Source organism: Bacillus cereus (genome assembly GCF_015071065.1).
Classification (GTDB): Bacteria; Bacillota; Bacilli; order Bacillales; family Bacillaceae_G; genus Bacillus_A; species Bacillus_A cereus_BA.
Map to the genome: position 1 here is coordinate 159,142 of NZ_VOVA01000007.1, position 24,936 is coordinate 184,077.

A 24,936-nucleotide genomic window follows, 5' to 3' on the forward strand; every position below is an offset into this window, starting at 1 on the left:
ATTTTGCTTCTTTAAAACACTTCTCACAAAACCTTCTTTATAATCCGTATACTCTTATTCTCTTAATTCACTTTGAACTTTTCACATAACTAATTGCTTGGCTCCCCATCTGTATCCAAGCCTTTTCAAAATTCTCCCTCGGTACGCTTATATTCGGACTATCATTAAGAGGATCTTGAATATATACGGACTCCTTATCATATCCAACAAGTACAACACAATGTTCACTATAAGTAATCGAAACATCGCCACTATCTGTTTCCCATATAGCAAATTCACCCTCACCTAATGGTGCATATGTTGCATTCGTAATCATTACTACCGGTTGCCCTGTTTTTACACTCTTATAAATTTCTTCTATACTTTTTCCTGTTAAATCCACAGCTTCATTCGGTAAATATTTTTTCGCTAATTGAAAAAGCGGTCCGTGATATACACCGTATCCTGATTCAGAAAATGTATAAATATCCCCTACAAATCCTTCATTCGGGTTTCCACGTGTACCATTATCCAAAAAATCAACTTTCTTTATTTCATCTGCCAATTGCATCTTATCTACAGAAACATCTGCGTATTGTAACATCATCGCTAAGCTCGTCACTTCGCACCCTCTCTCTAGCTCTGGTAATTGCTGAATTAAAGGCACATTTGATAAGACGATTCTTTCATCACCTTGATTATTAGTGGATACTGTTACTCTCTTTACTTTCTCGGCATTCTTTGTAAACCCATTCGTATATATGCCCCATATTACCGCCCCGAATATAATCACATACATACACACTTTCCAATTTCGTATCATGCTCCTATTCTCACGTCCTCTTTAATTCGTTAAATAAGAATAAAACGCATCTGCATCGGTTTGAATCATCGGTACAAAATTTAGTTCTTTTCCCTTTTCAGGTTGTTCTCGTTTTATTTTTTCTGCTAAATCTTGAATATTCATATTTGTTTTATCCATATTAAGCTCATCTGCCATTTGCATCACTTTTTGTTCATTTATTTCTCTTAATACTTGATATATATCTTTGCCATATAAATCAATATGATATTTTTTTGCTTCTTCCTGTACTTTTTGTTCGTACACTTCTTGAGCTAACTCTTCCATCTCTTTTCCTTGTTGAGCAATACTTAGCTTTTCTGCCTCTTCTTTAACTTTCGTGCCGTAGATTTCTTCCTCAATTTCTTCTATTTCTTTTCCTTCAATTGAAACACCAAGCTTTTCTGCTTCACTATTAATTTTAATCTTATTAATTTGATCAATTAAACTTACAATCGACGTATTCTCTATAGATATTCCTAGTTTCAACGCTTCTTGCCTCACTTTTGTTTCATAAATTTCTTCTGAAAGAATTCCAACATCTTTTCCTTCTGCCGAGATACCTAATTGATCAGCTTCTCTTCCTACTTCCGTCTCATGAATTTCTTTTTCTAGCGTAATTTGTTCTTTCCCATCCGTTTCAATGCCTAACTTTTCCGCTTTTTCTTCTGTATGCATTGCATGTATTTTCCCATCATTTAATTGTTCTTTACTACGCTGCGTGTAATCTGTTTTTCCTTTTGTCATTCCAGAAGGAGAGGCACCCCCTAATATACTTAAACTCATTACTCCAATAGCGCATACCATCATCATCTTCTTTTTCAAGACTTCGTCCTCCTTCTCACGCTTTCTTTTTCCATCTTTACCATAATTTTTTCAATACTATACATCAACTTCATCACTGTTAGAAATAACAGTATGATTCATCAAATTCATCAAATTCATCAAATTCATTCAAAAAACATCTACTCCAGCGTCTCTTTCTATTACAAGTTTCCATGATGTAATACATGATACAAGTTGTTCCTTAACTTTCCCTTAAAAAAGACGACCTTGTAAAAACAAGATCGTCTTCTCACTTATATTCTTTGGTTTTTAGGAAAAATTACTTCAAAGCAAGTGCCCTCTCCCCATTTGCTCTCTACCGATATTTTTCCGTAATGCTTTTCTACAATCCAATTAGCGATTGAAAGGCCTAATCCAGCACCTTCTGCTGCACTTCTTGCTTTGTCTCCTTGATAAAAACGATCAAATAATTTTGGAATATCTTCTTCTTTAACTCCTATCCCATTATCTTTCACCCGTATACGAATTGAATTACTCGTTTGTGTGCAATCAATTTGAATATGCCCATCTTCATTCGTATACTTCATCGCATTATCTAACAATATAACCATCATTTGATGGATTCTCTCTCTATCACCCATAAACGATATATCACGTTCTACTTTTAATATCATCTCTTTTTCTTGATAAGAAGCAATTTCTTTATATGGATCTACTATTTCTTCTAACAATTTATCCATTTCAAATGTTTTTTTATCCATCTCAATTTGATTAGAATCCGAACGTGCTAATAATAATAAATTGCTAACGAGTTTCGATAACCGCCTACATTCCTTTGAAATTGTGGAAATATCCATCGCTTTTTCTTCTATCGTAGCGGATGGTGACTGAAATAACACATCTGTTTTTGATTGAATAACTGCAAGTGGCGTTCTTAATTCATGCGATGCATCGGAAACGAATTGCTGCTGTTTCTCCCATGAATTTTGAATAGGTACAAGTGCCCTACCCGCTAGGAAAAAGCCAATGCCTATTGCACATAGGCTTCCTACGCTACAACCTATAACGAGAATTAAAAATAGTGTATTTAACATCTCTTCTTCTGCCGTTGTGTCACGTACGATTTGAACTATTTTTCCATCTTTTTGAAACGAAAATGTTCTAAAATATTTCCCTTGCACTTCGATATCTTGTACGGATTCTAACTTTTTGGGATAAAACTTCTCTAAATTCTCTTCAAAAGTGGGACGAAGTTTGCGATTATCAACATCTACTTCTACCGTTTTTCCAATCCAAGTTAACTGCACTACCCGCGGATCTCCAATCGGAATTTTCCCTATAAATTTCCTATTAGGAATTTTATCATCTAATCTTTCTCTATATTGAACCGTTTTTTCTATAGATCTATTTACTTCATTATAAGTACGTTTATATGTGTATGCATAAATAATGCTGCCTAAAACTCCTATTAATAGGATAAACACTAACGAATTTAATATAGTTAAACGAATGCGTGTCTTTTGAAACATACTTCCCTTTTTCATTGTTCTTTTAATATATATCCAATACCTCGAACAGTTTGAATATCTTTCTGATAACCGAATGGCTCTAATTTTTTACGCAAATGATGTACATACACTTCTACGATAGCTACTGTTGTATCTGAATCAAATCCCCAAACACGATCAAAAATTTGTTCCCGCATTAAAATTTTACCGCTATTTTGAATGAGGTACTCTAGAAGTTCATACTGTTTTAATGTCAGCTTAATCGCTTGTCCATCGACTTGTGCGTCTTTGTCTTTTCCAAACAATTCGATTCCTTTATAACGAATTGTCTGCTTTGTTGTTAAACTACCACTTCGTCTTAATAAAGCACGAATTCTCGCTTTTAGTTCCGGTGCTTGAAACGGCTTAACGAGATAATCATCCCCGCCAAAATCTAAGCCTTTCACTCGATCTTCTAAAGAATCTCTCGCTGTTAAAAACAGGACTGGCGTTTCAACCTTTTCATCTCTTATTTTTTGGATAACTTCAAATCCATCCATTTCTGGCATCATGACATCAAGTAGGATTGCATCATAAATGTTTTGCAGTGCTAAAAATAATCCATCTTCTCCATTCAACGCTGTATCTACTTCAAACTCATCACGTAAGATTTGGACAATAGACTCTAATAAAGAAGTATTATCTTCTACTACAAGTAAGCGCATATTCTCACCTTCCACAATCTATTTCAACTCTCTTTATTATTGCATCTCTTCTCTTCATAACGAAAGAATGTAATCATATTATGTACTTTCATTTTTAACTATTTCCTTCTAAGGTTTTGCTTGATATAGAATTTTGAACCTTTATTATAAAAGCTCTTTCTTAAATTTTGCTTAATAAAAAATTGAAAGAAATAAGATTTCCCTTATCTCTTTCAATTTTTCACTACATACACCTTTTTACTCGGCAACTCCAAACAATTTAACTGACCACCATACACAGCCCCACCATCAATTCCAATAATACGATTACTACCAAAATATACTCCGCAATTTTCATTACCATGAAGCGTCTTCGTTTCCGTATGGCCAAATACAACAACCTTTTCGCCACTATATCCACTATGAAATTCATTACGGATCCACATTAACGTATAAGGTTCAGATTCAGAAACTTGTTTCATCGGCTCAACACCAGCATGTACAAATATATACTCTTTTGTTTCAATGTAATGATCTAATTCTCGAATAAACTTTACATGGTCCTCTAATACATGAGATTGTAAAATCGGCTTTTGGAAGTCCTCCTCATTAACCGCAATATCTTCTTCTACAAACCCATAGCTATATAACGTTTTATCTCCACCATTTCTTTTTACCCAATGGTTCCATGAACGTTCCTCATCTGTCGTTAATGCTTTAATCATCATATCCTCATGATTTCCCTTTAAAATGAACGCTCCTTCTTCTTTTAACTCTTTCACCTTTTCAATTACAGCACGTGCATTCGGGCCACGATCTACATAATCCCCTAATAGAATTAATTGATCTTGTTTTGCATTGTATTGTGTTTCCTCAAGTAACTTTTCAAATTTATCAATTTCTCCATGAATATCACTAATGACAAGGATTCTCTTCATTTTTTCCCCTTCTTTCTAAACTACTCTCTTTCTAATTATAGATTAAAACAACAGAAATTTCTGAACTCGAATTCAAAATCATGTTTATTACAAATAAAACTATTATACTTACAACAATGTAAGTCTCTTGTCATCCAATTCGATAGTTGCAATTACTATATGTCCTTATACTAAAAGTAAGAAATGAAACAAAAAATAAGGAGAGATGAGATATGAAAAAAATGATGGAAGTTGTAGTAGCGGTGGCAGAGGTTTTCGTAAACGGCACACAAGTTGCAATGGAGTTAAATAAATAATGAAAAGGACAAGATTCATTCTAGACCCTTTACTCATATAAAGGAGATAAGAGTTCCTCATTTCTTTGATCCCTTATCTCCCTGTAAAGAAAGCCGTATCCCTTTTAAGGATACGGCTTTCTCTTATTGTTGACTCGTACGAGCTGAAATACTAATCGCTCTATCTGTTGCTTTTGCAGCTTCATCTAATGCTTCTTTACTATTTTTCCCGTCATACATTGCTTCTAATGCTTTTACAACTGCATCTCGTGATTCTGGAAATACACTAATTAGTGCACCTTGAGTTGCTGGAGATTGCTTCGTCGCTTGTAGTTGTTCTACCGTTACTTTTAGCTGTGGATATTTTTCGTATTGCTCTTTTACTAACGGTTCATTATATGCATCTGGATTAATTGAGAAATATCCTGTTGCAGTATGCCATTTTGCTTGTACGTCTGGCTTCGTTAAATATTTCATAAAGTCCCAAGCACCTTGCTGCGTTTCTTCTGAAACCATATTCGTCATCCATAATGATGCACCGCCAATAATAACACCATTTTGTTTCGAATCTTCTGGATACGGAATATACGAAACGCCTACATTAAACTTAGATGCATCAATTAAATCCCGAACACCAGCTGAAGAATCTAAATACATAGCAACTTGTCCAGACTGGAATGCAGCACGAATATCATCCCAACTTGCTCCATATTTTCCAAGTGCGCCAGCTTTATTTAATTCATCTAACATTCCAAATACTTTTTGACCTTCTTTTCCGTTAAATACGGCCTTCGTTGCTGCATCTTTACGTCCATTCTCTTTATCTACATATAGCCCACCTTGCGTCGCTAATAATTCTTCAAAGAACCAACCATAGTTGAGCATGGAGAATCCATATTGTTTTACATTTCCGCCTTCTTTAATCGTTAACTTTTTCGCTGCTTCTTGTAATTCTGCATATGTTTTTGGAGCTTTCTCCGGATCTAACCCAGCCTTTGCGAAAGCATCTTTATTATAAATTAATACTGGTGTAGATGAATTAAATGGCATAGAATACATTTTTCCATCAACTGAATAATAATTCGTAATTGCTTTTTCTAATTTTGATGTATCGTACTTATCTTTTTTAATCCAGTTATCAATAGGCGTAATCTTTTTGCTATCGATCATATATTTCGTTGTAATTTCACTCGATTGAACAAGAGCTGGCGCTTCTTTCGTAGCAGACATCGTTTTAAACTTCGTTAAAGACTCTTCGTATGTTCCTTGAAACTCTGCCTTTATCTCGTATTTATTCTGTGACTTATTATAGTCTGCAACAAGCCCATCTAGCACACCTTGTGTTTTTCCACCCATCGCATGCCAAAAGCGAATTACAGTTTTATCACCATTTTTTTCAACAGGAGCTACTTTTGCCTGTGCTTCAGATTTCCCCTCTGTTTTACTACTTGAACAAGCTGCCCCAGTTAACGCCATTGTGGCTGCCATCAAAAGAGCAGCACTTTTTTTCAATAAACTCATCTCAATCCCACCTTTTCCTATGTATGCTTATTTAATTGCACCTTTTGTTAATCCTTGTTGCAATTGCTTTTGTCCTAAAAATAATAAAATCAGTGTTGGAATGACGATAACAGTAACACCAGCCATTACACTTCCCCAATCAGTTGCAACTTCTTGAGACTGGAGCTGCTTCACACCAATTTGAACTGTTCTTACTTTTTCATCAGTCGTCACTAAAAGCGGCCATAAATACATATTCCATGTTGTTAAAAAGCTATATACTCCAAGCGTAATAAAACTCGTTTTACAATACGGAATTACAACACTGAATAAAAATCTTACATTTCCAATCCCTTCAATAAAAGCAGCTTCTTTCAGTTCATTTGGAAGTGTCATAAAATGCTGACGTAGTAAAAAAATACCGAAAGCTGTTGCAAAAAATGGCACTGTCATCCCAGCAAAGCTATTGATCCATCCGAAGTTTTGAATCGTTAAAAAGTTTGGTACCATCGTCGCTTCCCACGGAATGAGCATCGTTGAAATAAACAAGAAGAAAATAAAGTCCCTTCCTTTAAACTGAAGAAAGACAAAAGCATAAGCTGCTAAGCTTGATACGATAAGTTGTCCAAACATAACAACTGTCGATACAATTAAACTGTTATATAAATATGTAAAAAGCGGTACTTTTTGAAAAATATTAATGAAATTATCAAAAGTAAATTGAGTCGGAAATAACCTTCTCATTTGAATATCGTCTGGTGTCATAAAGCTTATTAAAAATGCATAAAGTACAGGAAAAAACACCATTACTGCACTGATAATGAGCAACATATATAAAAGAAAATTTTGCTTCCACTTGTTCACGATCATTTATAATGCACCTTTCTCTCTGCAAACTTGAATTGAAGTAATGTAGCAATGAAAATGAAAACAAATAATACCATCGCTTGTGCACTTGCCGTTCCAAATTGATGATTCACAAATGCTTCTTTATAAATCGAGTACACAATTAAATTCGTTGCATCATTTGGTCCACCATGTGTTAAAATATCGATTTGCCCAAAGCTTTGGAATGCACTAATTAAAGTTACTGTTACGATAAAGAATAAAGTTGGTGATAACATCGGTAATGTAACGCGGCGTAGCTTATATAAATAGCTAGCGCCATCTATAGATGCACTCTCATATAAAGACGTATCAATATTTTGTAAACCACCTAATATAACTAAAAATGCAAATCCTGTATTCACCCAAACAGTTGTAACAGATACAGAAAACAATGCCCAGTCCGGACTCGTTAACCATGCAATTGCAGGAAGATTCATAGAGGCTAATATATTATTAAATAGCCCTACGCTTGGATGGAATAAAAATAGCCAGATTACTGCACTAGCAGCTACTGATATCCCCATCGTTGAAGAAAAAAGCACTCGGAATAACCCAATACCTCTTACTTTTTCATTTGCAATTAATGCAAGAAATAAAGCAAATACAATACTAGTAGGCACTGTATATACAACAAATAATAAAGTTGACTTTACGCTCTTGTAGAAAGCAGGATCAGAAAATAAATATTGATAATTTTCTAAGCCCACAAAAAGGTTAGCTTCCCCGTGTATATCTGTTAAATAAAAACTGTAGTAAATCGTCCTAAACAATGGATAGAAAAGAAAAATCGAAAATAGCAAGATAGATGGTGCTAAAAATAATAGCCCCGTTCTTAAATCTTTCGTTCTGCTCCATAAATTCTTCTTTCTTGACACTTTTGTTTGAACTGGTAACTTACCTACTTCAATCATTACTTCGCCACCACTTTCAACTCTTCTTCAGCTACCACTTTTAATCGTTCATTCGTATTATGGTGAAAGAAGCATAGTTTTTCTGGCGAGAATAATAATTTTACTTTGTCACCTTTGTTCAGGAGTAATTGTCCGATGACTTTCGCACTCCAAGTTGTTCCATTTACCGCAAAGTTTAATATAGATTCATTCCCCAATACTTCTACAGATTGTAGCGTCACTTCTTGCCCTCCCTCAGACAGTACAATATGCTCAGGACGCATGCCTATTCGAATAGTGCCTTCTGGTAATTGCTTTAGCTGTCCAATAGATAATGGAATTTGCAATTGTCCTATATGTAATACACCCTTTTCTTTATCCAATTCACCATCATTAATATTCATAGAAGGAGAACCTATAAAGCTCGCAACAAATTCATTTGCTGGATAGTTATATATATCAAGCGGTGTTCCAACTTGTTGTATACTTCCTTTATTTAAAACCATGATGCGATCTCCCATAGTCATCGCTTCTATTTGATCGTGAGTAACATAAATCATCGTAATTCCTAATCGCTGCTGAATTTCTCTAATTTCAATCCTCATTTGCGCACGTAATTTCGCATCCAAATTCGAAAGCGGCTCATCCATTAAACAAATCGGTGCTTGACTCACAATCGCCCTGGCAAGTGCAACACGCTGTCTTTGTCCACCTGATAATTGTCCCGGTTTCATTTTCACATACTCTTTCAGTCCTACCATTTCAACAGCTTCCATTAATCGTTTTTTCCGCTCTTCTTTCTGTACTTTTCTTACCTTAAGTCCGAATAAAATATTTTCTTCTACAGATAAGTGCGGATATAACGCATAGTTTTGAAATACCATTGATAGATTACGATCTTTTGGCTCTAAATCATTTGCAACACGTTCATTAATAATTAAATCTCCCGAAGAAATTTCTTCTAAACCAGCCAGCATTCGTAATAATGTACTTTTTCCACATCCCGAAGGTCCAACTAAAACAAAAAATTCTCCCTTCTTAATGTGAACCGATACGCCTTTAACTGCTATCTCTTCCGCATTTTTATATACCTTTGAAACATTTTTCAATTCAATCACAAGATTGCACTCCTTTTTTCTTCTTGTATCCATACTTCATAATGACTCGTTGAAATCGCACTTGCTCCTGCACGAATTGCAATTTCCGCATCTTCTCGCGTTTGAATCAGTCCGCCTGCAATAATAGGAAATTCTATTTCCTCTGCTAGCTGCTTAATAATAGAAGGCATAATACCAGGCATAATCTCTACTGCATTCGGTTTAGTCGTTTTACAATTTTCAATTGATTTTGTAAGAGATAAAGTATCGACAATAAAAATACGTTGAATCGTTTTTAATCCAATTTTGTTGGCATTTCGAATTGTCGAACCCTTTGTTGAAATAATACCTTGTGCTCCGATAACATCTTGAATATACAAAAGAGCTTCCTCTGTGTTCGTATTTAAGCCTTGTATAAAATCACAATGAAGAAATACATCATGTCCATGTTTCTGTAATTCGTATACACGCTCTGGTAACTCCAGCATTGATCCAGTCATAAGAAAAACTGTTTTCGGTAATTTTTTGTATGTTTTGTACCCTTTCCAATCCTTTATCATCGCAATATAAGGTTCTTTAAACATTCATTCCACCTAGCTTTTCTATTTTTATCCAAACTAAAAACACCTACTTACATAGAACACCTTTCTCCTTATTTGAACTCTAGGGAATAGAGCACACCTAAGAAAGTGGCACGTTATATGTAAGCGGGTGTTCTCAAATGTTCTCTACCCTAGTTATTTTGTTACCTTTACTATATTACGTATTTATTAAGCCAGTTTTGATAGATTGTTAATTAGATGTTAATCGCATGTTAATATTCACCATATTTTTTTTACAATAATCTAGATATACGAATAACTTCCAACAGAAAACAACTCTGTTTAAAATTCAAGTGATATGTAAATTCATTCCATAGTTAATCACTTTTAGTTTTCTCGCCACTGCTTGCGAAGCAAAGTTATCCCAAGAAGTACTATAAAGCGGAATGCGGTTTTCTTCTTGTATTGATATTGCCCAGGCTGCAACAACATCAGCACCATATCCCTTTCCTTGGAACTCCTCTAAAGTTTCTACACTTGCCTCCGTAGCTACGGGTGTACTTCTCGCACTGCAACATATAGAAACTGCCTGTTCATTTTCAACAATCGCAAAATAAGGTTGCCTCCATTCCATCTGTCCTATTAGATTAGGAAAATTTTCTCGCATGAGTTCTTTATTCTTCTCTGTTATTTGTATCGCCCTAGTCGGCTTATTTAAATTTTCGGGAAACATGTAAGCAGGACCCATCCAAATATTCTCCACTGTTCTTTCTTCATTTAATACTTTAATGATCTTTGCTATCTCTATGTGATTTGAACATTCTCGAATTAATTTCTCAATCTTACTTATCATTTCACTATCCAGGTTATAATGATATCTCATTATATTCCCTTCACGAGTTCGGCCAAGAAAAAAACGCGGTGCTTTTGGATTTCCATTTTCATTTACACTCTTTATTCTTCCTACCTGATTATGAACAAATAAAACCTCTGCCTGAATTGCTATCAACTCAAGTTCTGGAAGCCTCATTTATACCCTCCTTAGTTACTATGTGTAGCCTCCATATACCATCCATTCATACTCTACTTTTCATGCTCAAAACAAAAATCCCATTTAAATACACATTACTGAATCCATCATACTAAATGACTTCTTCATTCTGTCTATCTAAATGGGATTAATTCGTACTCTTTATTTCTTCGTCTTTTTACTCCATTGGTTGTTGTGGCTGCACTACTTCATTCGCCCCAGCCTGTCTCAACATAGTTGCAATATCTTTAAAGCCTCTTTTTTCAGCATGTTGCAATGGCGTAGTCCCTTCATTGTTAGCCATATTTACATCCGCTCCATGCTCAATAAGCATTTGAATTACCCTTTTATGGCTGTCACTACCATTTCCTAAAACAATCGTTTCTAATAATGCTGTCCCACCACGATTATTTTTATAATTCACATCAATATCTGTATGCTCTAATAATTCTTTTACGACATCTACATGACCACGCTCTGATGCAGAAATTAATGCTGTTCCACCTGACTTAGTAGTTTCTTTCGTATTAGCTCCTGCATTAATTAGTAGTTTTACAATATCTGTATAGCCCTCTCTGCTAGCATAAAGAAATGGATTGCTTTGTTTTTCATCTTGGATTTCAATATCGGCTCCTGCATCAATTAACGCTTTAACTGTCTCTATATGATTTTGATACACCGCTGCCAAGATAGGTGTTTCTCCATTATCGCCCTCTACGTTTATATTTGCCCCGTCCTTTATTAACTTCATAGTCGTTTCTGTATCACCTAGGGTCGCAGAAAGCAATAATTGCTTATCCATTAAATTTATACCAGTCTCTTCTTTATCTGTTTCCTTTTCTTTATGCTTTTCTTGCTTTTTTTCGTTTTTCACATGAACCGGTTTCGATTCAGGTTCTTCTTGCTTCTCACAAGCCACTACCATCATTAAAAGTCCTAATAATGTACATAATAAAATTTTTTGTTTTCTCACAACTACAGCTCCTATGAAAGATAATGTTTTCTTAACCATTCCTCCATCACATGCAATAACTCTTCTTCAATAGATTTATCCATAAGCACCTTATATTCCTTCTTCAATTGTCATAGTATACTTATGTTCATGTTTTCTCAACATATAAATTCATGTTTGGAATGATATGCCACCCAGCTTCATCATTAATATTATGGAGCAATTAGTTTAGCATGTTTCAGCGATACTTGTACATCTTTGTTACCCTTAATTACTCAAATGCACTCTGAATATGTCACTATATTATATTGTAACTGTTCTTCTAACTATTTTACACCTTTTATCTTTCTATTTGCATCTCACTGACAATAGAAAAGGACAACCTTGGGGTGGTTGTCCTTGCTCTAGCTACTTCTTCGTATTAATGAGAATGTCCTCCGCCATTCCCTTTTTTCGGTTTCCCCATCATCTCTTTATTCATTTCCCACCTATGCTCTGATAATTCTTTGTCGGAAAGGACCTTCCCCTTATATTTAGATACAAAACTTTCCGCATCTTTTTTATCTTTAAACGAGATCACGTTATAAGCCATAGGTGTTGTTATTGTTTTATCATATACGTAAGTTGCGTCCTGTAATGGAACCCAATCTTTCGTATTATAGTCTCGTACAAACTTTTCTTTCGTCTTCTCATTTTTATTGTTATCCATCCATTTATACATACAGCCAATATCATCAAACTTTAAGGCTTTTCCATTATCTAAAATAATTTCTGTTGCGAATTGATTATCCATTACCCCTATTTGACAAATATCACACTTATCATTTTTCTCATCAACCGCAATAGCTTCTATGTCCTTTTTCCCACATCCTACTATTGTAAATACGAAACATAAACATATAACAAGCACAGCATACTTTACTCTCATCCCTATTTCCTCCCCATTAATGACAATACATTACTCCTAAAAATTTATTCATTGTACTCAACTAGGAGAATATCAAAAAGTTGTGTGAGATTTGTGAAAAAACATTGTTCTTTTTGTAATATATGGAACAAAAAAGAGATGTGCAGTTATTTCTACACATCTCTCATCATTCACAACCAGTAATTAACAAATCATCTTCTATCTTAACTAATAATGTATCCGCACTAATTTCCTGTCCAACTTCTACATTTATTAATCTTATATTTCCACTGATCCCAACCCCGATTTTTTCAAGCTCACCATCGTGCTTTCGGATCATCATTAATTTTTCCCATTCATATACGTAAGAGGATTCATTAATAAAAATCTCTTCTACTCTTCCTTTACACGAACTATAAATCTCTTCTATTCTTGTTTCCATTCAAAATCTACTCCCTGCTTCACGCTTCGCTATTTTCACCTTATTCTACCATTCTTGTGCGAAGTAAATTATCTTTTTAAAAATTCAAAATTACCTTCATGAACAAAATGACCAAAATAAAAATTATGCTTCTAATGATGTTATTTTTCAAATTATTTACCATTTGAATGAATGCTTTTATTATAAACAAAAAACCTTTTTCTGAATTTTTATTCTATTTTGAAAGCGCAATCATTATTTTGAGGGGGAGATTACATGTTAGCACTACTTGGATTTGCGATGGTACTTGTCTTTATGTTTTTGATTATGACGAAACGTATGTCAGCATTAGTAGCATTAATATTAATTCCAATTACTTTCGCATTAATTGGCGGCTTTTATGCAAATATGGGACCTATGATGTTAGAAGGAATTCAAAAACTAGCACCTACCGGTATTATGCTTATGTTTGCTATTTTATATTTTGGAATTATGATTGATAGCGGTTTATTCGATCCTGTTATTAGTAAAATTTTAAAATTTGTAAAAGGTGATCCTTTAAAAATTGTTGTTGGTACAGCTATCCTTACTATTATCGTTTCATTAGATGGGGACGGAACAACAACATATATGATTACTGTTTCCGCAATGTACCCACTATATAAACGTCTTGGAATGAATCCACTTATATTAGCCGGGGTTGTTATGTTAGGAGCAGGTGTGACAAATCTTACACCTTGGGGTGGACCAACAGCCCGAGTTATGAGTGCACTTGGACTAGACGCGTCAGAGCTCTTTACACCACTTATACCAGGAATGATCGCTGGTGCAATTTGGGTAGTTTTCGTTGCCTACTATCTTGGAAAAAAAGAAAGAAAACGTTTAGGAATTATGGATGTCCAATACTTAAAACACATGCAAACAATGGATGAGCAAGCTGCGACAGTTGAAGCTGAAATACATAAACGCCCGAAACTGCTATGGATTAACTTTTTATTAACGGCTTCCCTCCTCGTTTGTCTCATACTAGAGATTATGCCGTTACCTGTTTTATTTACAGTCGCTTTTGCTATTGCTGTTATGATTAACTACCCTAACTTAGAACAACAAAAAGAGCGTATTGCGTCTCACGCTGGAAACGTATTAGCGGTTGTTTCTCTCGTATTTGCTGCTGGAATTTTCACAGGTATTCTATCTGGAACAAAAATGGTAGATGCAATGGCTCAAAGTGTTGTTACTCTTATACCAGATGCACTTGGCCCCCAGCTTCCAATTATTACAGCTTTACTAAGTATGCCGTTCACATTTTTCATGTCTAATGATGCTTTTTACTTCGGGGTATTACCTATTTTAACGAAAGCTGCTGCCACTTACGGAATTAGTGCAGCAGAAATGGGACGTGCCTCGTTACTCGGTCAACCTGTTCACTTACTGAGTCCCCTCGTTGCTTCCACTTATTTATTAGTCGGAATGGCCAAGGTTGATTTTGGTGAACACCAGCGATTCACTTTACTTTGGGCTGTTGGAACGACAATGGTTATGTTGATTACTGGAATTGTAATTGGAATTATTCCAATATAAGATGAAACTAGGAAAAACAGTAGAGGAAATGTAATCCTCTACTGTTTTTATTGTTGTGAAAGTCCCCTATGAAGAAACGCGGAAATACCTTCTTTCTGGCCTCCCCACACTTCCATATATAAGCTCCGCATGCACTTTCTTTCCAGAGATCAAATACTCTAAATAGCGCCTCGCTGTTGATCGGCTTACACCTACCATTGAGCTTAGCATCTCTGCAGTAATTCCCTCTTCATTAATAGTTAGCATATGCTTTTTTATTTTTGCTAACGTTAAAGGGTCGATTCCTTTTGGCGCATATTCTATTTGATTTGCCTGCACCCCTCTTTGGGACCATAGATGTTCAATCTGTTCTGAAGATAGTTGAGCATTTTTCTTTAACTTCGTAATCTTCTTTTGATAACTTTCTAAACTTGTTTTAAACCGATCAAATGTAAGTGGCTTTACAATATAATCTGTTACTCCGCCTCGTAAAGCATGCCGCACTACATCCGTCTCTGATGCGGCTGTAATCATAATAATATCTGTATCATGCAAATTATGCCTAATATATGTGACGAGTTCAGTCCCTTGCATGTCAGGTAAATAAACATCTAATAAAACGAGTTGTGGCTTTACAAACTCTAACCATTCTTTCGCCTGTTCCCCAGTCGTCGCTGTTCCAATTACTTTAAACCCCTCAATTTTTTCAGTAAAACGACGATGAATTTCCGCAATCCGAATATCATCTTCTACAATTAATACTTCAATCCCCTCAGTCATTACAATTCGCCTCTCTCTTTCGGTAATGCAATGATAAATAACGCACCACCTAAATCCCCTTTTTCGATTGCAATACTCCCATTTAAATCTTCCACTAGCTCTTTCACTTTTGCTAATCCATATCCACGTTTTCCTCCCTCTTTCGTCGAAAAGCCTTTATAGAATATGCTAGTAATTATTTCATCATGAATCCCGTGTCCTGAATCTTCCACTTCAATTAATATTTCTTCTCCAATATCCGTTACAAACATTCTAACTCTCTTGTCATACTCTTGATTTTTTTCAATCGCTTCAAATGCATTCGTAATTAAATTTCCCAGTATAGAAACAACATAATTACTATCAATATGCGGACTTAACTTTTCTAAACTACTTTCTCGATCTAACACAAAATCAATCTTCAACTCTCGTGCTCTATTGTAAAATCCAATTAAAATCCCACCTAACCATGGATTTTGAATTCGTTTCATAATAAATTGAACGAAATCTTGATAGACTGCCGTTTCCTTATGAATAAGCTCTAAAGCATCTTCATATGACTCTAACTGAATAAGACCTGAAAGCGTATATAATAAGTTGTTATATTCATGTGTTTGTGCCCGTAACGCCTCTGTATATTGCTTCGTCTGAGACAATTCTGCTGTTAATTGATCCATTTCAGATTTCAGGCGTAAGCTGGATACTACACCAGTTACTTTATGATTAACTTTAATAGGCAGACGATTGGCAATAACATCCTGCCCCTTTATATTTAATTGGCGATCAAATTGTTCTTCTCCGGTTTGAAGTACATCCAGTATCGATGAATTAGGAATAACATCTAAAATAAATTCTCCCATTATATTTTCTTGTTTATCTAAAGAAAGAATATCGTATGCCGCTTGATTTATTAAACTAACCATTCCATTTTTATCGATTACTACAATCCCTTCACGTACAGATTGAATAACTGTACTATGCTCCTCATATAAAGATGAAATTTCTTCTGGCTCCATTCCAAACATCATCCGCTTAATACTTTTTGCTAAATATACAGAGCCAATTATCCCAATTAACAGACCTATTACTGTGATCCAAAACACACGCTTCCCATACACTTCTATCGCTCCATGAATATCATCCATAGAAAATCCAACAGATACTACACCAATAATTTCATTATCCTGATTACGAATTGGGACTTTTCCGCGTAACGACGGTCCTAATGATCCCGTTGCTTTCGAAACGTAAGATTTCCCTTCTAATAGAACTCCTTTATTATCTCCGCCCACCATTGCTTCACCTATTTTATCTTTCTTAGGATGTGCATAACGAATACCATCTTTATTTCCAACTACAATAAAGTCAGCATCTGTTTCGATTCGAATTTTTTCTGCAATTGGCTGAATAATAGAAGCTGGATTTTCTTTTTGAAAAGCTTCTCCGATTTCTGGTATAGCGGCAACTGTTTTCGCAACATGCAACGCCCTTTTTCCAATTTGCTCTTCTACTGTTTCAGATAATATATAGTAAAATAAATAGCTCGTTAACAGCAGTACAACAAGAATAAGTGTACTAATAGTTAATGTAATTCTGGGTTGTAGTTTCAATTTCTTCAATTTCAAAATCATTCCCCTAACATGAATAAAGATAGAATTTAAAGAAAATACAGTTTTTTTATCATTACACTTAATCATAACACGGTTACTACATATTTCTTTATTTTTATCTCCATAAAAAAGAAACGAAGTAGAACCACTACCTCGTTTCTTAATATTTGTTATTATATTTTAAACTTACCGATCATCTCTTGTAATTCTTCAGCCATTTGCGATAAGTGAACTGCTGCTGAATTTATTTCTTCTACTGAAGCTACTTGTTCTTCAGAGGAGCCAGCAATATTTTGAACGCTCGCTGCATTTTCTTCAATCGTTGCTGCAATTTCATTAATAGATGCACTTACTTGTTTTGCATCTATCGTCATTTGCTTCGCTACATCTACCATGCTATCAATTTGTACAACTGTATCATTTGTAGATTTCAATATTTCTACAAAGCTTTGCTTCGTTTCATTTGCAACTACAAGCCCTGATTGTACTTCTGTTCCAACTTGATTCATAGAGCTTACAGTTTCTTTTATATCAAATTGTATCTCTTTCACTAACTTGCCAATTTCCGTAGAAGACTGTCCCGATTGTTCTGCTAATTTTCGCACTTCATCTGCTACAATTGCAAAACCTCTTCCTTGCTCCCCAGCTCTTGCAGCCTCAATTGCAGCATTCAATGCTAACAAGTTTGTCTGCCCAGCAATATGTTGAATCACTTCAAGAATAGCTCCAATTTGCTTTGACTTATCATCTAATAACACAATGACTTTGTCCGACTGTGAAACAGACTCATGAATTAATTGCATTTGATTCACAGTTTGTTCAACTAACTTTCCACCATCTTCAGCTTTTTGCTTCGTATACATAGATGCTGTGGATACTAACGAAGAGCTATCCGCAACACGCTGAATTCCTTCTGTAACTTCTTCTAACAAAGTCGCCCCTTCTTCAACTTCCCGCGTTTGTATTTCTGCACCACTCGATACTTGTTCCATCGCTTGTGTAATTTGCTCTGTCGCTTCACCAGCTTGCTTCATACTTGCTGTTAATTCTTCCGAAGAAGCTGCTACATGACCAGCTGAAGTATTAATATTTGAAATTACATAATGTAATGATGTCGCCATCTCATTAAAACTTTCTCCTAACTGTCCAATTTCATCCCTCGAACGAACAGTAATTGATTCTGTTAAGTCACCTTCGCTAATTTTCCTCGCTGATATAACAAGTTGTTTTAACGGTTTAATAATAGAAGAAATTATGAAGTAAATTACAATTCCACCAATTATTAATGAAATTCCAAGAACAGTTATTGTTTTATAGAAAATAGGTTCCGCCGCTTCAATAATTTCTTTTGAAGGCATAATTCCTGCTATTTTCCATCCAGTCGTCTTATTCGTTTTAAAAGTGATATTGCGATCCTCACCATCTAATGAAAATTTAAAATCACCAATTTCCTGTTTGTACAGCTCTTTTTCAAGTTTTTCTTCTACCTTATCCCCCGGCTTCAGCGTTGGATGTGCTACGACATTTTTATCCTGATCAAAAATTGCAACATACCCTTCTTTACCGATATTAACCATTTTCGAAGTATTTACAATATCATTAATAATTAAATCGATGCCGAGAACACCACTTTTATCCTCATTTTGTTTTGCTATTGTAATAACAATATTCCCTGTCGTTTTTGATTTATATGGAGCTGTAATAATTACTTCTCCACTTTTTCCCGCTGCCTCTTTGTACCAATCTCTTTCTGCAGGATTATATCCTTCTGGCATTTGAATTACTGGTGATTGAATAAATTGTCCATCACTAGATCCAGTATAGATCGCTTCCACTTCTAAATGTAATTTATTATATTCTTCTAATTTATTTTGTACGTTTTGAAGTTGATCAGCTTGATAACTCGTCCCCATAAATAGCTTTGTAAAATATACTACGTCTACTTTCTTACTATCCAACTCTTTATTAATTACATTATTCAAAACCTTCACGTTATCTTTTGCTGATTGCAAAATTGTTTCATTAAAGTTTGTCTTTGCTTGTTGATAAGACGTCCAACCAATTATAATACTTGGCACAATTAAAATAATAATAAATGATACAAGTAACTTTGTTTTTAAGCTTCTACTCCTTAATTTTCCTTGAAACATATTCCTACCCCTCCATACCGTTTTAAATGCAATTATTTTACATTTAATCTCTTTATACAAATCATACGATTCAAATGCATCGATGAGACTCTCTATCCCTTTTTCTCATCTTTTCTACATTTAAAGAGTTGATACATACCTTTTTCATTCTATAGAAATTAAATAATTAAAACAATATATAAAAATGTTTATTATTCTAAATATTATAATTCACAGAAGAACCTCTAGTATCCCACTTACTAGAGGTTCTTTCCACCTTACTATTCCTTATCTTTCTCTACTTCTTTTTTCTCACCTTCTACTACAGATACGACAGATTTATCGTTTGATAGTTGCTGCACGGCACCTTTTCCAGCAAATCCTTCTAGTAATTCTTTTAAATCAATACCAGAAGAGGCTTTTAACGTTTCTTGCATCGTTGCCATTAAATCAGTCGCATAACCTGCAACTTTTCCGGCGCCGCTATTTTTACCACCGCCGCCTGTATCGACAACTGTAATCTTATCAATATTGCTAAGTGGACTTGCAATTTCTTTCGCATAACTCGGAAGCATTTTTAGAACCATATCCATAATTGCCGCTTGCCCATATAATTCAAATGCTTCTGCAATTTTTTGTTTCGCTTCCGCTTCTGCTAAACCTTTTAATCTGATAACATCTGCTTCTGCTGTACCTTGTGCTTTCTGTACTTCTGCTTTTGCCTGACCTTGTGCTTTCTCAATTTCTGCTTTTGCTAAACCTTCTACACGAACTTCTTCTGCACGCGCTCTTGCTTCTGCTTCAATTTTATATTGATCTGCATCTGCTTTTTTCATTTGTTTTACTTTTTCCGCTTCTGCTGATTGTTCAACAGCATAGCGATCTGCATCTGCTTTTTTCTTCACTTCTGCATCATATTGCTTTTCACGGCGCGCAATCTCTTTTTCTTCTAACTCAATTTGCTTTTCACGCTCAATGATTTTAACTCGCATTTGCTCTTCTGTAACACCTTGTTGTGCTTTCGCTTGTTGTAATTCATAAGAAAGATCTGCATCTGCGCGAGCTTGTTCTTGGTCCCTCTTATAAGATTGTACTTTTAATTCCTTATGTTTTTCAGCTTCAGCGATTTGTGCATCACGTTGATATTCCGCTTCTTTTGCTTCTTTCTCAGCACGAGCTTTTTCAATTCGTGCCTCTTTTTCACGCTCTGCATTCGCAACTGTTGCATCACGCTTAACCATTGCAATTTGCGGCTGACCAAGTGCATCTAAGTAACCGTTTTTATCCATTATTTCTTTAATTGTAAAGGAAACGATGCGAAGTCCCATCTTCTTTAAATCAGTCGAAGCTACTTCATGCACCTTTTGAGCGAATTGCTCTCTATTACTATAAGCATCTTCTACTGTCATAGAAGATAAAATAGCACGTAGATGCCCTTCTAAAACTTCTTTTGCTTCTACCTTTAACTCTTCCGTTTCTTTTCCTAAATATTGTTCAGCTGCTGTAGAAACTTCTTCAATTGTCGATCCTACTTTAATAATAGAAACACCGTTTACTGTAATCGGTACACCTTGTTTCGTATACGTATCACGTGTTCCAACTTCTAATTTGTAGTTTAATAAGCTAAGAAGTTCTGCTCGTTGCATAATTGGCACAACGAAAGTACCACCACCGCGGATGATCTTAATCTTCTTTCCATCATCAGTGGTAACAACATTCTTTCCACCACCAAGCCAGTTCCCTGTTACAATTAATGCTTCATCTGGACCAACTGTACGATACTTCGTAATGAATACTAAAATGAGTAGAATTAAAATTGCGAGTAAAACTCCACCGATAATTAATGGAATCGTCATGTAAATTCCCCCTTATAATTTTGGTTTCTTTAAAGAATAAGCGATGTTTTGTACAAGCAAAACACCATCTTGAACTCCCTCAATAATGACCTCGGTTCCTTGTGAAATATCTTTTTTCCCAATTGTTTTCGCTGGTATTGCATTACTTCCAAATTGGGAGGAGATTAACACTTCACCAAACCCTTCTGTAGGAATTGTCGTAATGACTTCTCCCTTGCAACCAACAAATTCATCCATACGTTGCACAGTGTTTTGTTCTGCTTCTGCAATTGGTTTTAAAATTAATATTTTCATAATAAATACACCAATAAAAGATATAGCGAATGAGCCCCCGAAAATAATGAGACTATTATAGGAATATAAATACTCTCCTATATAACTAAGTCCACATAACATGGCGAAGAAACTAAGTAGTAAAGTAACAACGGATACAGATCCGCCCCCAAAACTAAATATTGATTCAAATATATCTCCAAAGAAAATATAAATAACAGTGAGTATAGTAGCAATAATAAATCCATATAAATAAATTGTTTCAAGTGGATAACCAAACAGGACCATTTCTTATCCCCCTTTCTTAAACAATCCCTTTTTTTGTTATATGTATGCCCCACCTCTTTCAAAGATTATCGTTCTTAATTTTCAGTTATTTACCTTTTAAAGAAAAGCCTGTAAGACAGGCCTCTAAAAAAGAACAGGAGAAACCTATTGTGACAGGCTCCTCCTAGAAAATAACCGATATATTATATATGTATATAATATATTATTTTCCACAAAAAGTAAAGTTAAACATACATTGGAAGAGCACTTATTTTACTGATAATGCGTACGCTCCATCGCCATTATCATATTTATATACATACAAGTAATACTTACCTGGTTTTGCATTAAATTTTGCTTCTATATGATTTCCATTAGCTTGGCCGTAAGCTGCGTAATTTTGCATATCTGATTCATGGTGAAGTACCCATGTCATCCCGATTCCATGCTCATTTAAAACAGAAATATCGATATCTTTCGCTGATGCCACATTAAATGTATAAACATCGGTGTGATCCTCGCCAATAAGGCTACCTTTTATAGTAGTATTTAGCCCGATACGATTTGCTTCCTCTGGACGATTATTTGGTTCAGATTCTGTTAAACTCCCATCTTTAATCGTAACAGTTGTTTCATTTCTACTCTCTTTACCTTTATCATCTTTTACTCTTAACGCTACTTTATAAGTTCCTTCTCTTTCATATGCATGTACTGGATTAACTTCTGTACTTGTACTTCCATCCCCGAAGTCCCATAAATAAGAAACGATTTTTCCATCTTCATCGTTTGATCCATCACTTTTGAATGGAATTCCTTCTTTTACAAGCCCATTATAAGGACCATTTATATTAACAATTGGAGCTTTATTTTCTTTATCATCTTTTGCGACACCATGGAAGACTACATCATATTCATATTCATTTGATGCATTAATACGGTAATTCACGAAGTATGCCGTAACAGTTTTGTATCCACCCCATTCCTTTGTCGCCAATTGTTCTAAAGCTTCATTTACTCTTTTACTCATTGCTTTCCAATCTTCTGATTCACCTTTTGTTACACTACCTGTAAACGTACCTTCTAGTGTAAAGGTATTAAAGAATTGAGACGTATGCTTTGTTATTTTTGTATCTTTCATACGCAATGTATCGTTAATTTCTCTCTTCACTTCCACTAATGATTTTGGTGCTTGTTCAGCTAAATAGTCGTCTGATACTTCTGGTACATTATACGTATCTTGATTATCAATTAGTTGCTGCATGTACTCTTGATACTCTTTATTTAGTTTCGGATTTTCACTTAGATTTTCACGATATGTATCGTAATTTTTCACGTCATTCGCACGAATTAAATCTTGAATTTTATCAAATGTTTCAAATTGATGTGTATATAAGTAAGACTGCAGCGCAAACGAGTAGTTATAGAAATCCCAAGAACCATATTTAGCAAATAGTGTACGCTCTGCTGTATAACGGCTTGCAGGATCAGATGATAATCCACTAATGATGCTCTTTCTCGGTACTACATTATTTGTACGAGTAGATCCTGCGAAAAATTCTGCGTTCCCTTCTTGGAACCAAGTTAATCTTTCATTTTGATACATATCTCCTCTTCCAAATAAACCTGGAACTTCATATCTTCCTTGAAGGTAATGAGTAAACTCATGACGGAATAACTCTTCTAAACTATAAATACTTTGCTCTGGCGTACGTTCATATGTAAAGAATGTACCTGTCTCTTCAATATAAATTCCACCGTTGTTTGTCTCATATCCGTACAGTTGTCTATTTAATTGATATTCATCTGGAGTGTTATAGATTACTATCGTTAATACATCGTCTGCATTACCTTGTTCTAAAGCTTTATCATTACCGATTACACGGTGATATTGCGCCTTTACTTCTTTTGCTGCCCAATATAACCTTTTAATTTTTTCCTCTGATACTTTATCTCCTGTTTTGAACACAATAGATCCATCATCGAATGTATACGTTTTTGGTAAGTACTGCTCTTTTCCTTCTTTACGTATCTTCTCTAAATCTACCGTATTCCCGCTATAATCTTTCCCGTTATAGTTTGTTGTAATTTGTTCTACTGCAACAAAATACGGTTCACTTAAACGTGGATACATATGCATTGCTTGTGTAACAACTTCTAATCCTTTATTTGGATTGCTATAAAACTTCCCTAAACGGCTAGCAAAATAAATTCCATTATTAACGAGCCACTTATTTTCTGGCGTTACTTCATTTAAAAGGGCAATACGATTAATCTCATTAATAAATCCATCTACTTTTCCATACCACATTGTATCTTTTGCCTCTTTACGAGTTTCAAATAAATAAGATTGCATATCATAATCAATACCTTGCATAAGATCGTATACAGCTTGCCCTTTCATACGATCGTCTACATATGTATGGAAATTATCATTATATTGTTTTAAAATATTAGTTGCATATTGCACTGTTTCAACATCACTTGATGCATTACTAACTAATTTACCGTATGCAGATACGACTGTATCCTGTTCGCTCGTTCCAAGCTTAAAGTTTGGATTTTTTGCAATAGCTTTTAACGCTGGTAAGCATTTGTCCTGGAAACTTCTTTCATTTAAGGCGCTTAATTCATTATTATAAAATGCAAGATAAAAAGCTGAACGTAACACTTCAGTAAACGTTTGAATTCCTTTTGAATCATCTTTCGTAAATGTACTACCTCTATGAGCTAATTCGTCTATAATAACTTGCATTTTTCCTTTGTCTTTATAAAAAGCCTTTGCGTCTTCATTAAACTGGAACAAGTCTGTAATTTGATTCCACTTAATACTTCCTAGCGTTTCAATCAATTCTTGATCATTCATTTTGTTTAAATCAGCCATTGAATAGCTTTCTTTAACCTGCTTTACTTCTGGACTCTTCATAATAGATGCTGGTCGCTGTGAAAAGTCCCCTGTTTTTAAACGTTCTTGAAATGATAATGTTTCATCAACTTTTGAAATATGTCCAACTTCATCTACTGGCTTTTCAATTCCAACCGGTTTCGTTTTCAACACATTATACGGTACCTTTTCTTCTGCTGACACATGAGTTTGAATTGCTCCTAACGATAGAGCCATTGTACTAATACTAAGCATCACTTTATTAAACTTCGATTTCTTGTTCATATCATTGCCCCCTATTTAAATATTCCATTCACGAAATTAACATATTATCTGGATAAAATGATGTAAAATGCAATATTTC

Annotated in this window: 21 protein-coding genes; 1 reads left to right on the forward strand and 20 read right to left on the reverse strand. The window is 34.8% G+C overall.

All coding sequences use genetic code 11. From position 1 onward, the window contains the following. Positions 1-67 precede the first annotated feature (67 nt). From FT637_RS18685 to FT637_RS18750, 14 genes are all read right to left on the reverse strand, one after another. Positions 68-802 carry a C39 family peptidase gene (locus tag FT637_RS18685; protein ID WP_193647582.1) on the reverse strand — a complete coding sequence of 245 codons (735 nt, stop codon included), beginning with the start codon at positions 800-802 and terminating at the stop codon, positions 68-70. A gap of 21 nt (positions 803-823) precedes the next feature. Then, entirely contained in the window at positions 824-1,645 is an 822-nt protein-coding gene (locus tag FT637_RS18690; protein ID WP_193647583.1) for a transporter, read from the reverse strand. Between the two features lie 254 nt (positions 1,646-1,899). Continuing rightward, on the reverse strand, positions 1,900-3,150 hold the full coding sequence (locus FT637_RS18695; RefSeq protein ID WP_193647584.1) for a sensor histidine kinase: 1,251 nt from the start codon (positions 3,148-3,150) through the stop codon (positions 1,900-1,902). Beyond that, positions 3,147-3,818: a response regulator transcription factor gene (locus tag FT637_RS18700; RefSeq protein WP_193647612.1), complete on the reverse strand. Its 672-nt coding sequence runs from the start codon at positions 3,816-3,818 to the stop codon at positions 3,147-3,149. Before FT637_RS18700 ends, FT637_RS18695 begins: the two co-directional genes overlap by 4 nt. A 212-nt stretch (positions 3,819-4,030) precedes the next feature. Then, positions 4,031-4,735, reverse strand: coding sequence for a metallophosphoesterase family protein (locus tag FT637_RS18705; RefSeq protein WP_193647585.1), 705 nt, complete (start codon positions 4,733-4,735; stop codon positions 4,031-4,033). Positions 4,736-5,154: 419 nt separating this feature from the next. After that, positions 5,155-6,531: an ABC transporter substrate-binding protein gene (locus FT637_RS18710; protein WP_193647586.1), complete on the reverse strand. Its 1,377-nt coding sequence runs from the start codon at positions 6,529-6,531 to the stop codon at positions 5,155-5,157. Between the two features lie 27 nt (positions 6,532-6,558). Further along, positions 6,559-7,380 carry a carbohydrate ABC transporter permease gene (locus FT637_RS18715; protein WP_193647587.1) on the reverse strand — a complete coding sequence of 274 codons (822 nt, stop codon included), beginning with the start codon at positions 7,378-7,380 and terminating at the stop codon, positions 6,559-6,561. Beyond that, positions 7,377-8,309 carry a carbohydrate ABC transporter permease gene (locus FT637_RS18720; protein ID WP_193647588.1) on the reverse strand — a complete coding sequence of 311 codons (933 nt, stop codon included), beginning with the start codon at positions 8,307-8,309 and terminating at the stop codon, positions 7,377-7,379. Before FT637_RS18720 ends, FT637_RS18715 begins: the two co-directional genes overlap by 4 nt. Beyond that, complete coding sequence (locus FT637_RS18725; RefSeq protein WP_193647589.1) at positions 8,309-9,406, reverse strand: ABC transporter ATP-binding protein; 1,098 nt, start codon at positions 9,404-9,406, stop codon at positions 8,309-8,311. The genes FT637_RS18720 and FT637_RS18725 overlap by 1 nt, the downstream gene beginning before the upstream one ends. After that, positions 9,403-9,969 (reverse strand): glycerol-3-phosphate responsive antiterminator, encoded by a 567-nt coding sequence (locus tag FT637_RS18730; protein WP_061677001.1) that lies wholly within the window; start codon positions 9,967-9,969, stop codon positions 9,403-9,405. Before FT637_RS18730 ends, FT637_RS18725 begins: the two co-directional genes overlap by 4 nt. Positions 9,970-10,276: 307 nt before the next feature. Next, positions 10,277-10,957, reverse strand: a complete 681-nt coding sequence (locus FT637_RS18735) for a GNAT family N-acetyltransferase (RefSeq protein ID WP_193647590.1) — start codon at positions 10,955-10,957, stop codon at positions 10,277-10,279. A 178-nt stretch (positions 10,958-11,135) separates the two neighbouring features. Beyond that, entirely contained in the window at positions 11,136-11,969 is an 834-nt protein-coding gene (locus FT637_RS18740; RefSeq protein ID WP_227493857.1) for an ankyrin repeat domain-containing protein, read from the reverse strand. Between the two features lie 361 nt (positions 11,970-12,330). Beyond that, positions 12,331-12,837: a nitrous oxide reductase accessory protein NosL gene (locus FT637_RS18745; protein WP_193647592.1), complete on the reverse strand. Its 507-nt coding sequence runs from the start codon at positions 12,835-12,837 to the stop codon at positions 12,331-12,333. A gap of 166 nt (positions 12,838-13,003) precedes the next feature. Beyond that, on the reverse strand, positions 13,004-13,258 hold the full coding sequence (locus FT637_RS18750) for a hypothetical protein (protein WP_193647593.1): 255 nt from the start codon (positions 13,256-13,258) through the stop codon (positions 13,004-13,006). Between the two features lie 255 nt (positions 13,259-13,513). On the opposite strand from FT637_RS18750, the gene FT637_RS18755 reads away from it, so the two are divergent. Beyond that, complete coding sequence (locus FT637_RS18755) at positions 13,514-14,818, forward strand: CitMHS family transporter (RefSeq protein WP_193647594.1); 1,305 nt, start codon at positions 13,514-13,516, stop codon at positions 14,816-14,818. 66 nt (positions 14,819-14,884) lie between these two features. On the opposite strand, the gene FT637_RS18760 is transcribed toward FT637_RS18755, so the two are convergent. The 6 genes from FT637_RS18760 to colA form a co-directional block, all read right to left on the reverse strand. After that, the gene (locus tag FT637_RS18760) at positions 14,885-15,577 is read right to left on the reverse strand and encodes a response regulator (protein WP_193647595.1); all 693 of its coding nucleotides are present in this window, start codon (positions 15,575-15,577) and stop codon (positions 14,885-14,887) included. Further along, a complete protein-coding gene (locus tag FT637_RS18765) occupies positions 15,577-17,187 on the reverse strand; it encodes an ATP-binding protein (RefSeq protein WP_193647613.1) in 1,611 nt (536 codons plus the stop codon). Before FT637_RS18765 ends, FT637_RS18760 begins: the two co-directional genes overlap by 1 nt. Positions 17,188-17,339: 152 nt before the next feature. Continuing rightward, positions 17,340-19,316 (reverse strand): methyl-accepting chemotaxis protein, encoded by a 1,977-nt coding sequence (locus tag FT637_RS18770; RefSeq protein ID WP_193647596.1) that lies wholly within the window; start codon positions 19,314-19,316, stop codon positions 17,340-17,342. A 260-nt stretch (positions 19,317-19,576) separates the two neighbouring features. Continuing rightward, positions 19,577-21,151: a flotillin family protein gene (locus FT637_RS18775; protein WP_193647597.1), complete on the reverse strand. Its 1,575-nt coding sequence runs from the start codon at positions 21,149-21,151 to the stop codon at positions 19,577-19,579. Between the two features lie 12 nt (positions 21,152-21,163). Next, positions 21,164-21,712 (reverse strand): NfeD family protein, encoded by a 549-nt coding sequence (locus tag FT637_RS18780; protein WP_193647598.1) that lies wholly within the window; start codon positions 21,710-21,712, stop codon positions 21,164-21,166. A gap of 247 nt (positions 21,713-21,959) precedes the next feature. Further along, the gene (colA, locus tag FT637_RS18785; protein ID WP_193647599.1) at positions 21,960-24,857 is read right to left on the reverse strand and encodes a collagenase ColA; all 2,898 of its coding nucleotides are present in this window, start codon (positions 24,855-24,857) and stop codon (positions 21,960-21,962) included. Positions 24,858-24,936: the final 79 nt, after the last annotated feature.

Excerpts from the sequence above, each read along its gene's own strand:
- FT637_RS18770 (WP_193647596.1), bottom strand. The coding sequence starts at position 19,316 with ATGTTTCAAGGAAAATTAAGGAGTAGAAGCTTAAAAACAAAGTTACTT.
- FT637_RS18765 (WP_193647613.1), bottom strand. The coding sequence starts at position 17,187 with ATGATTTTGAAATTGAAGAAATTGAAACTACAACCCAGAATTACATTA.
- FT637_RS18750 (WP_193647593.1), bottom strand. The coding sequence starts at position 13,258 with ATGGAAACAAGAATAGAAGAGATTTATAGTTCGTGTAAAGGAAGAGTA.
- FT637_RS18685 (WP_193647582.1), bottom strand. The coding sequence starts at position 802 with ATGATACGAAATTGGAAAGTGTGTATGTATGTGATTATATTCGGGGCG.
- FT637_RS18715 (WP_193647587.1), bottom strand. The coding sequence starts at position 7,380 with ATGATCGTGAACAAGTGGAAGCAAAATTTTCTTTTATATATGTTGCTC.
- FT637_RS18700 (WP_193647612.1), bottom strand. The coding sequence starts at position 3,818 with ATGCGCTTACTTGTAGTAGAAGATAATACTTCTTTATTAGAGTCTATT.
- FT637_RS18730 (WP_061677001.1), bottom strand. The coding sequence starts at position 9,969 with ATGTTTAAAGAACCTTATATTGCGATGATAAAGGATTGGAAAGGGTAC.
- FT637_RS18780 (WP_193647598.1), bottom strand. The coding sequence starts at position 21,712 with ATGGTCCTGTTTGGTTATCCACTTGAAACAATTTATTTATATGGATTT.
- FT637_RS18740 (WP_227493857.1), bottom strand. The coding sequence starts at position 11,969 with ATGGTTAAGAAAACATTATCTTTCATAGGAGCTGTAGTTGTGAGAAAA.
- FT637_RS18705 (WP_193647585.1), bottom strand. The coding sequence starts at position 4,735 with ATGAAGAGAATCCTTGTCATTAGTGATATTCATGGAGAAATTGATAAA.
- FT637_RS18745 (WP_193647592.1), bottom strand. The coding sequence starts at position 12,837 with ATGAGAGTAAAGTATGCTGTGCTTGTTATATGTTTATGTTTCGTATTT.
- FT637_RS18735 (WP_193647590.1), bottom strand. The coding sequence starts at position 10,957 with ATGAGGCTTCCAGAACTTGAGTTGATAGCAATTCAGGCAGAGGTTTTA.
- FT637_RS18720 (WP_193647588.1), bottom strand. The coding sequence starts at position 8,309 with ATGATTGAAGTAGGTAAGTTACCAGTTCAAACAAAAGTGTCAAGAAAG.
- FT637_RS18695 (WP_193647584.1), bottom strand. The coding sequence starts at position 3,150 with ATGAAAAAGGGAAGTATGTTTCAAAAGACACGCATTCGTTTAACTATA.
- FT637_RS18755 (WP_193647594.1), top strand. The coding sequence starts at position 13,514 with ATGTTAGCACTACTTGGATTTGCGATGGTACTTGTCTTTATGTTTTTG.
- FT637_RS18760 (WP_193647595.1), bottom strand. The coding sequence starts at position 15,577 with ATGACTGAGGGGATTGAAGTATTAATTGTAGAAGATGATATTCGGATT.
- FT637_RS18775 (WP_193647597.1), bottom strand. The coding sequence starts at position 21,151 with ATGACGATTCCATTAATTATCGGTGGAGTTTTACTCGCAATTTTAATT.
- FT637_RS18710 (WP_193647586.1), bottom strand. The coding sequence starts at position 6,531 with ATGAGTTTATTGAAAAAAAGTGCTGCTCTTTTGATGGCAGCCACAATG.
- colA (WP_193647599.1), bottom strand. The coding sequence starts at position 24,857 with ATGAACAAGAAATCGAAGTTTAATAAAGTGATGCTTAGTATTAGTACA.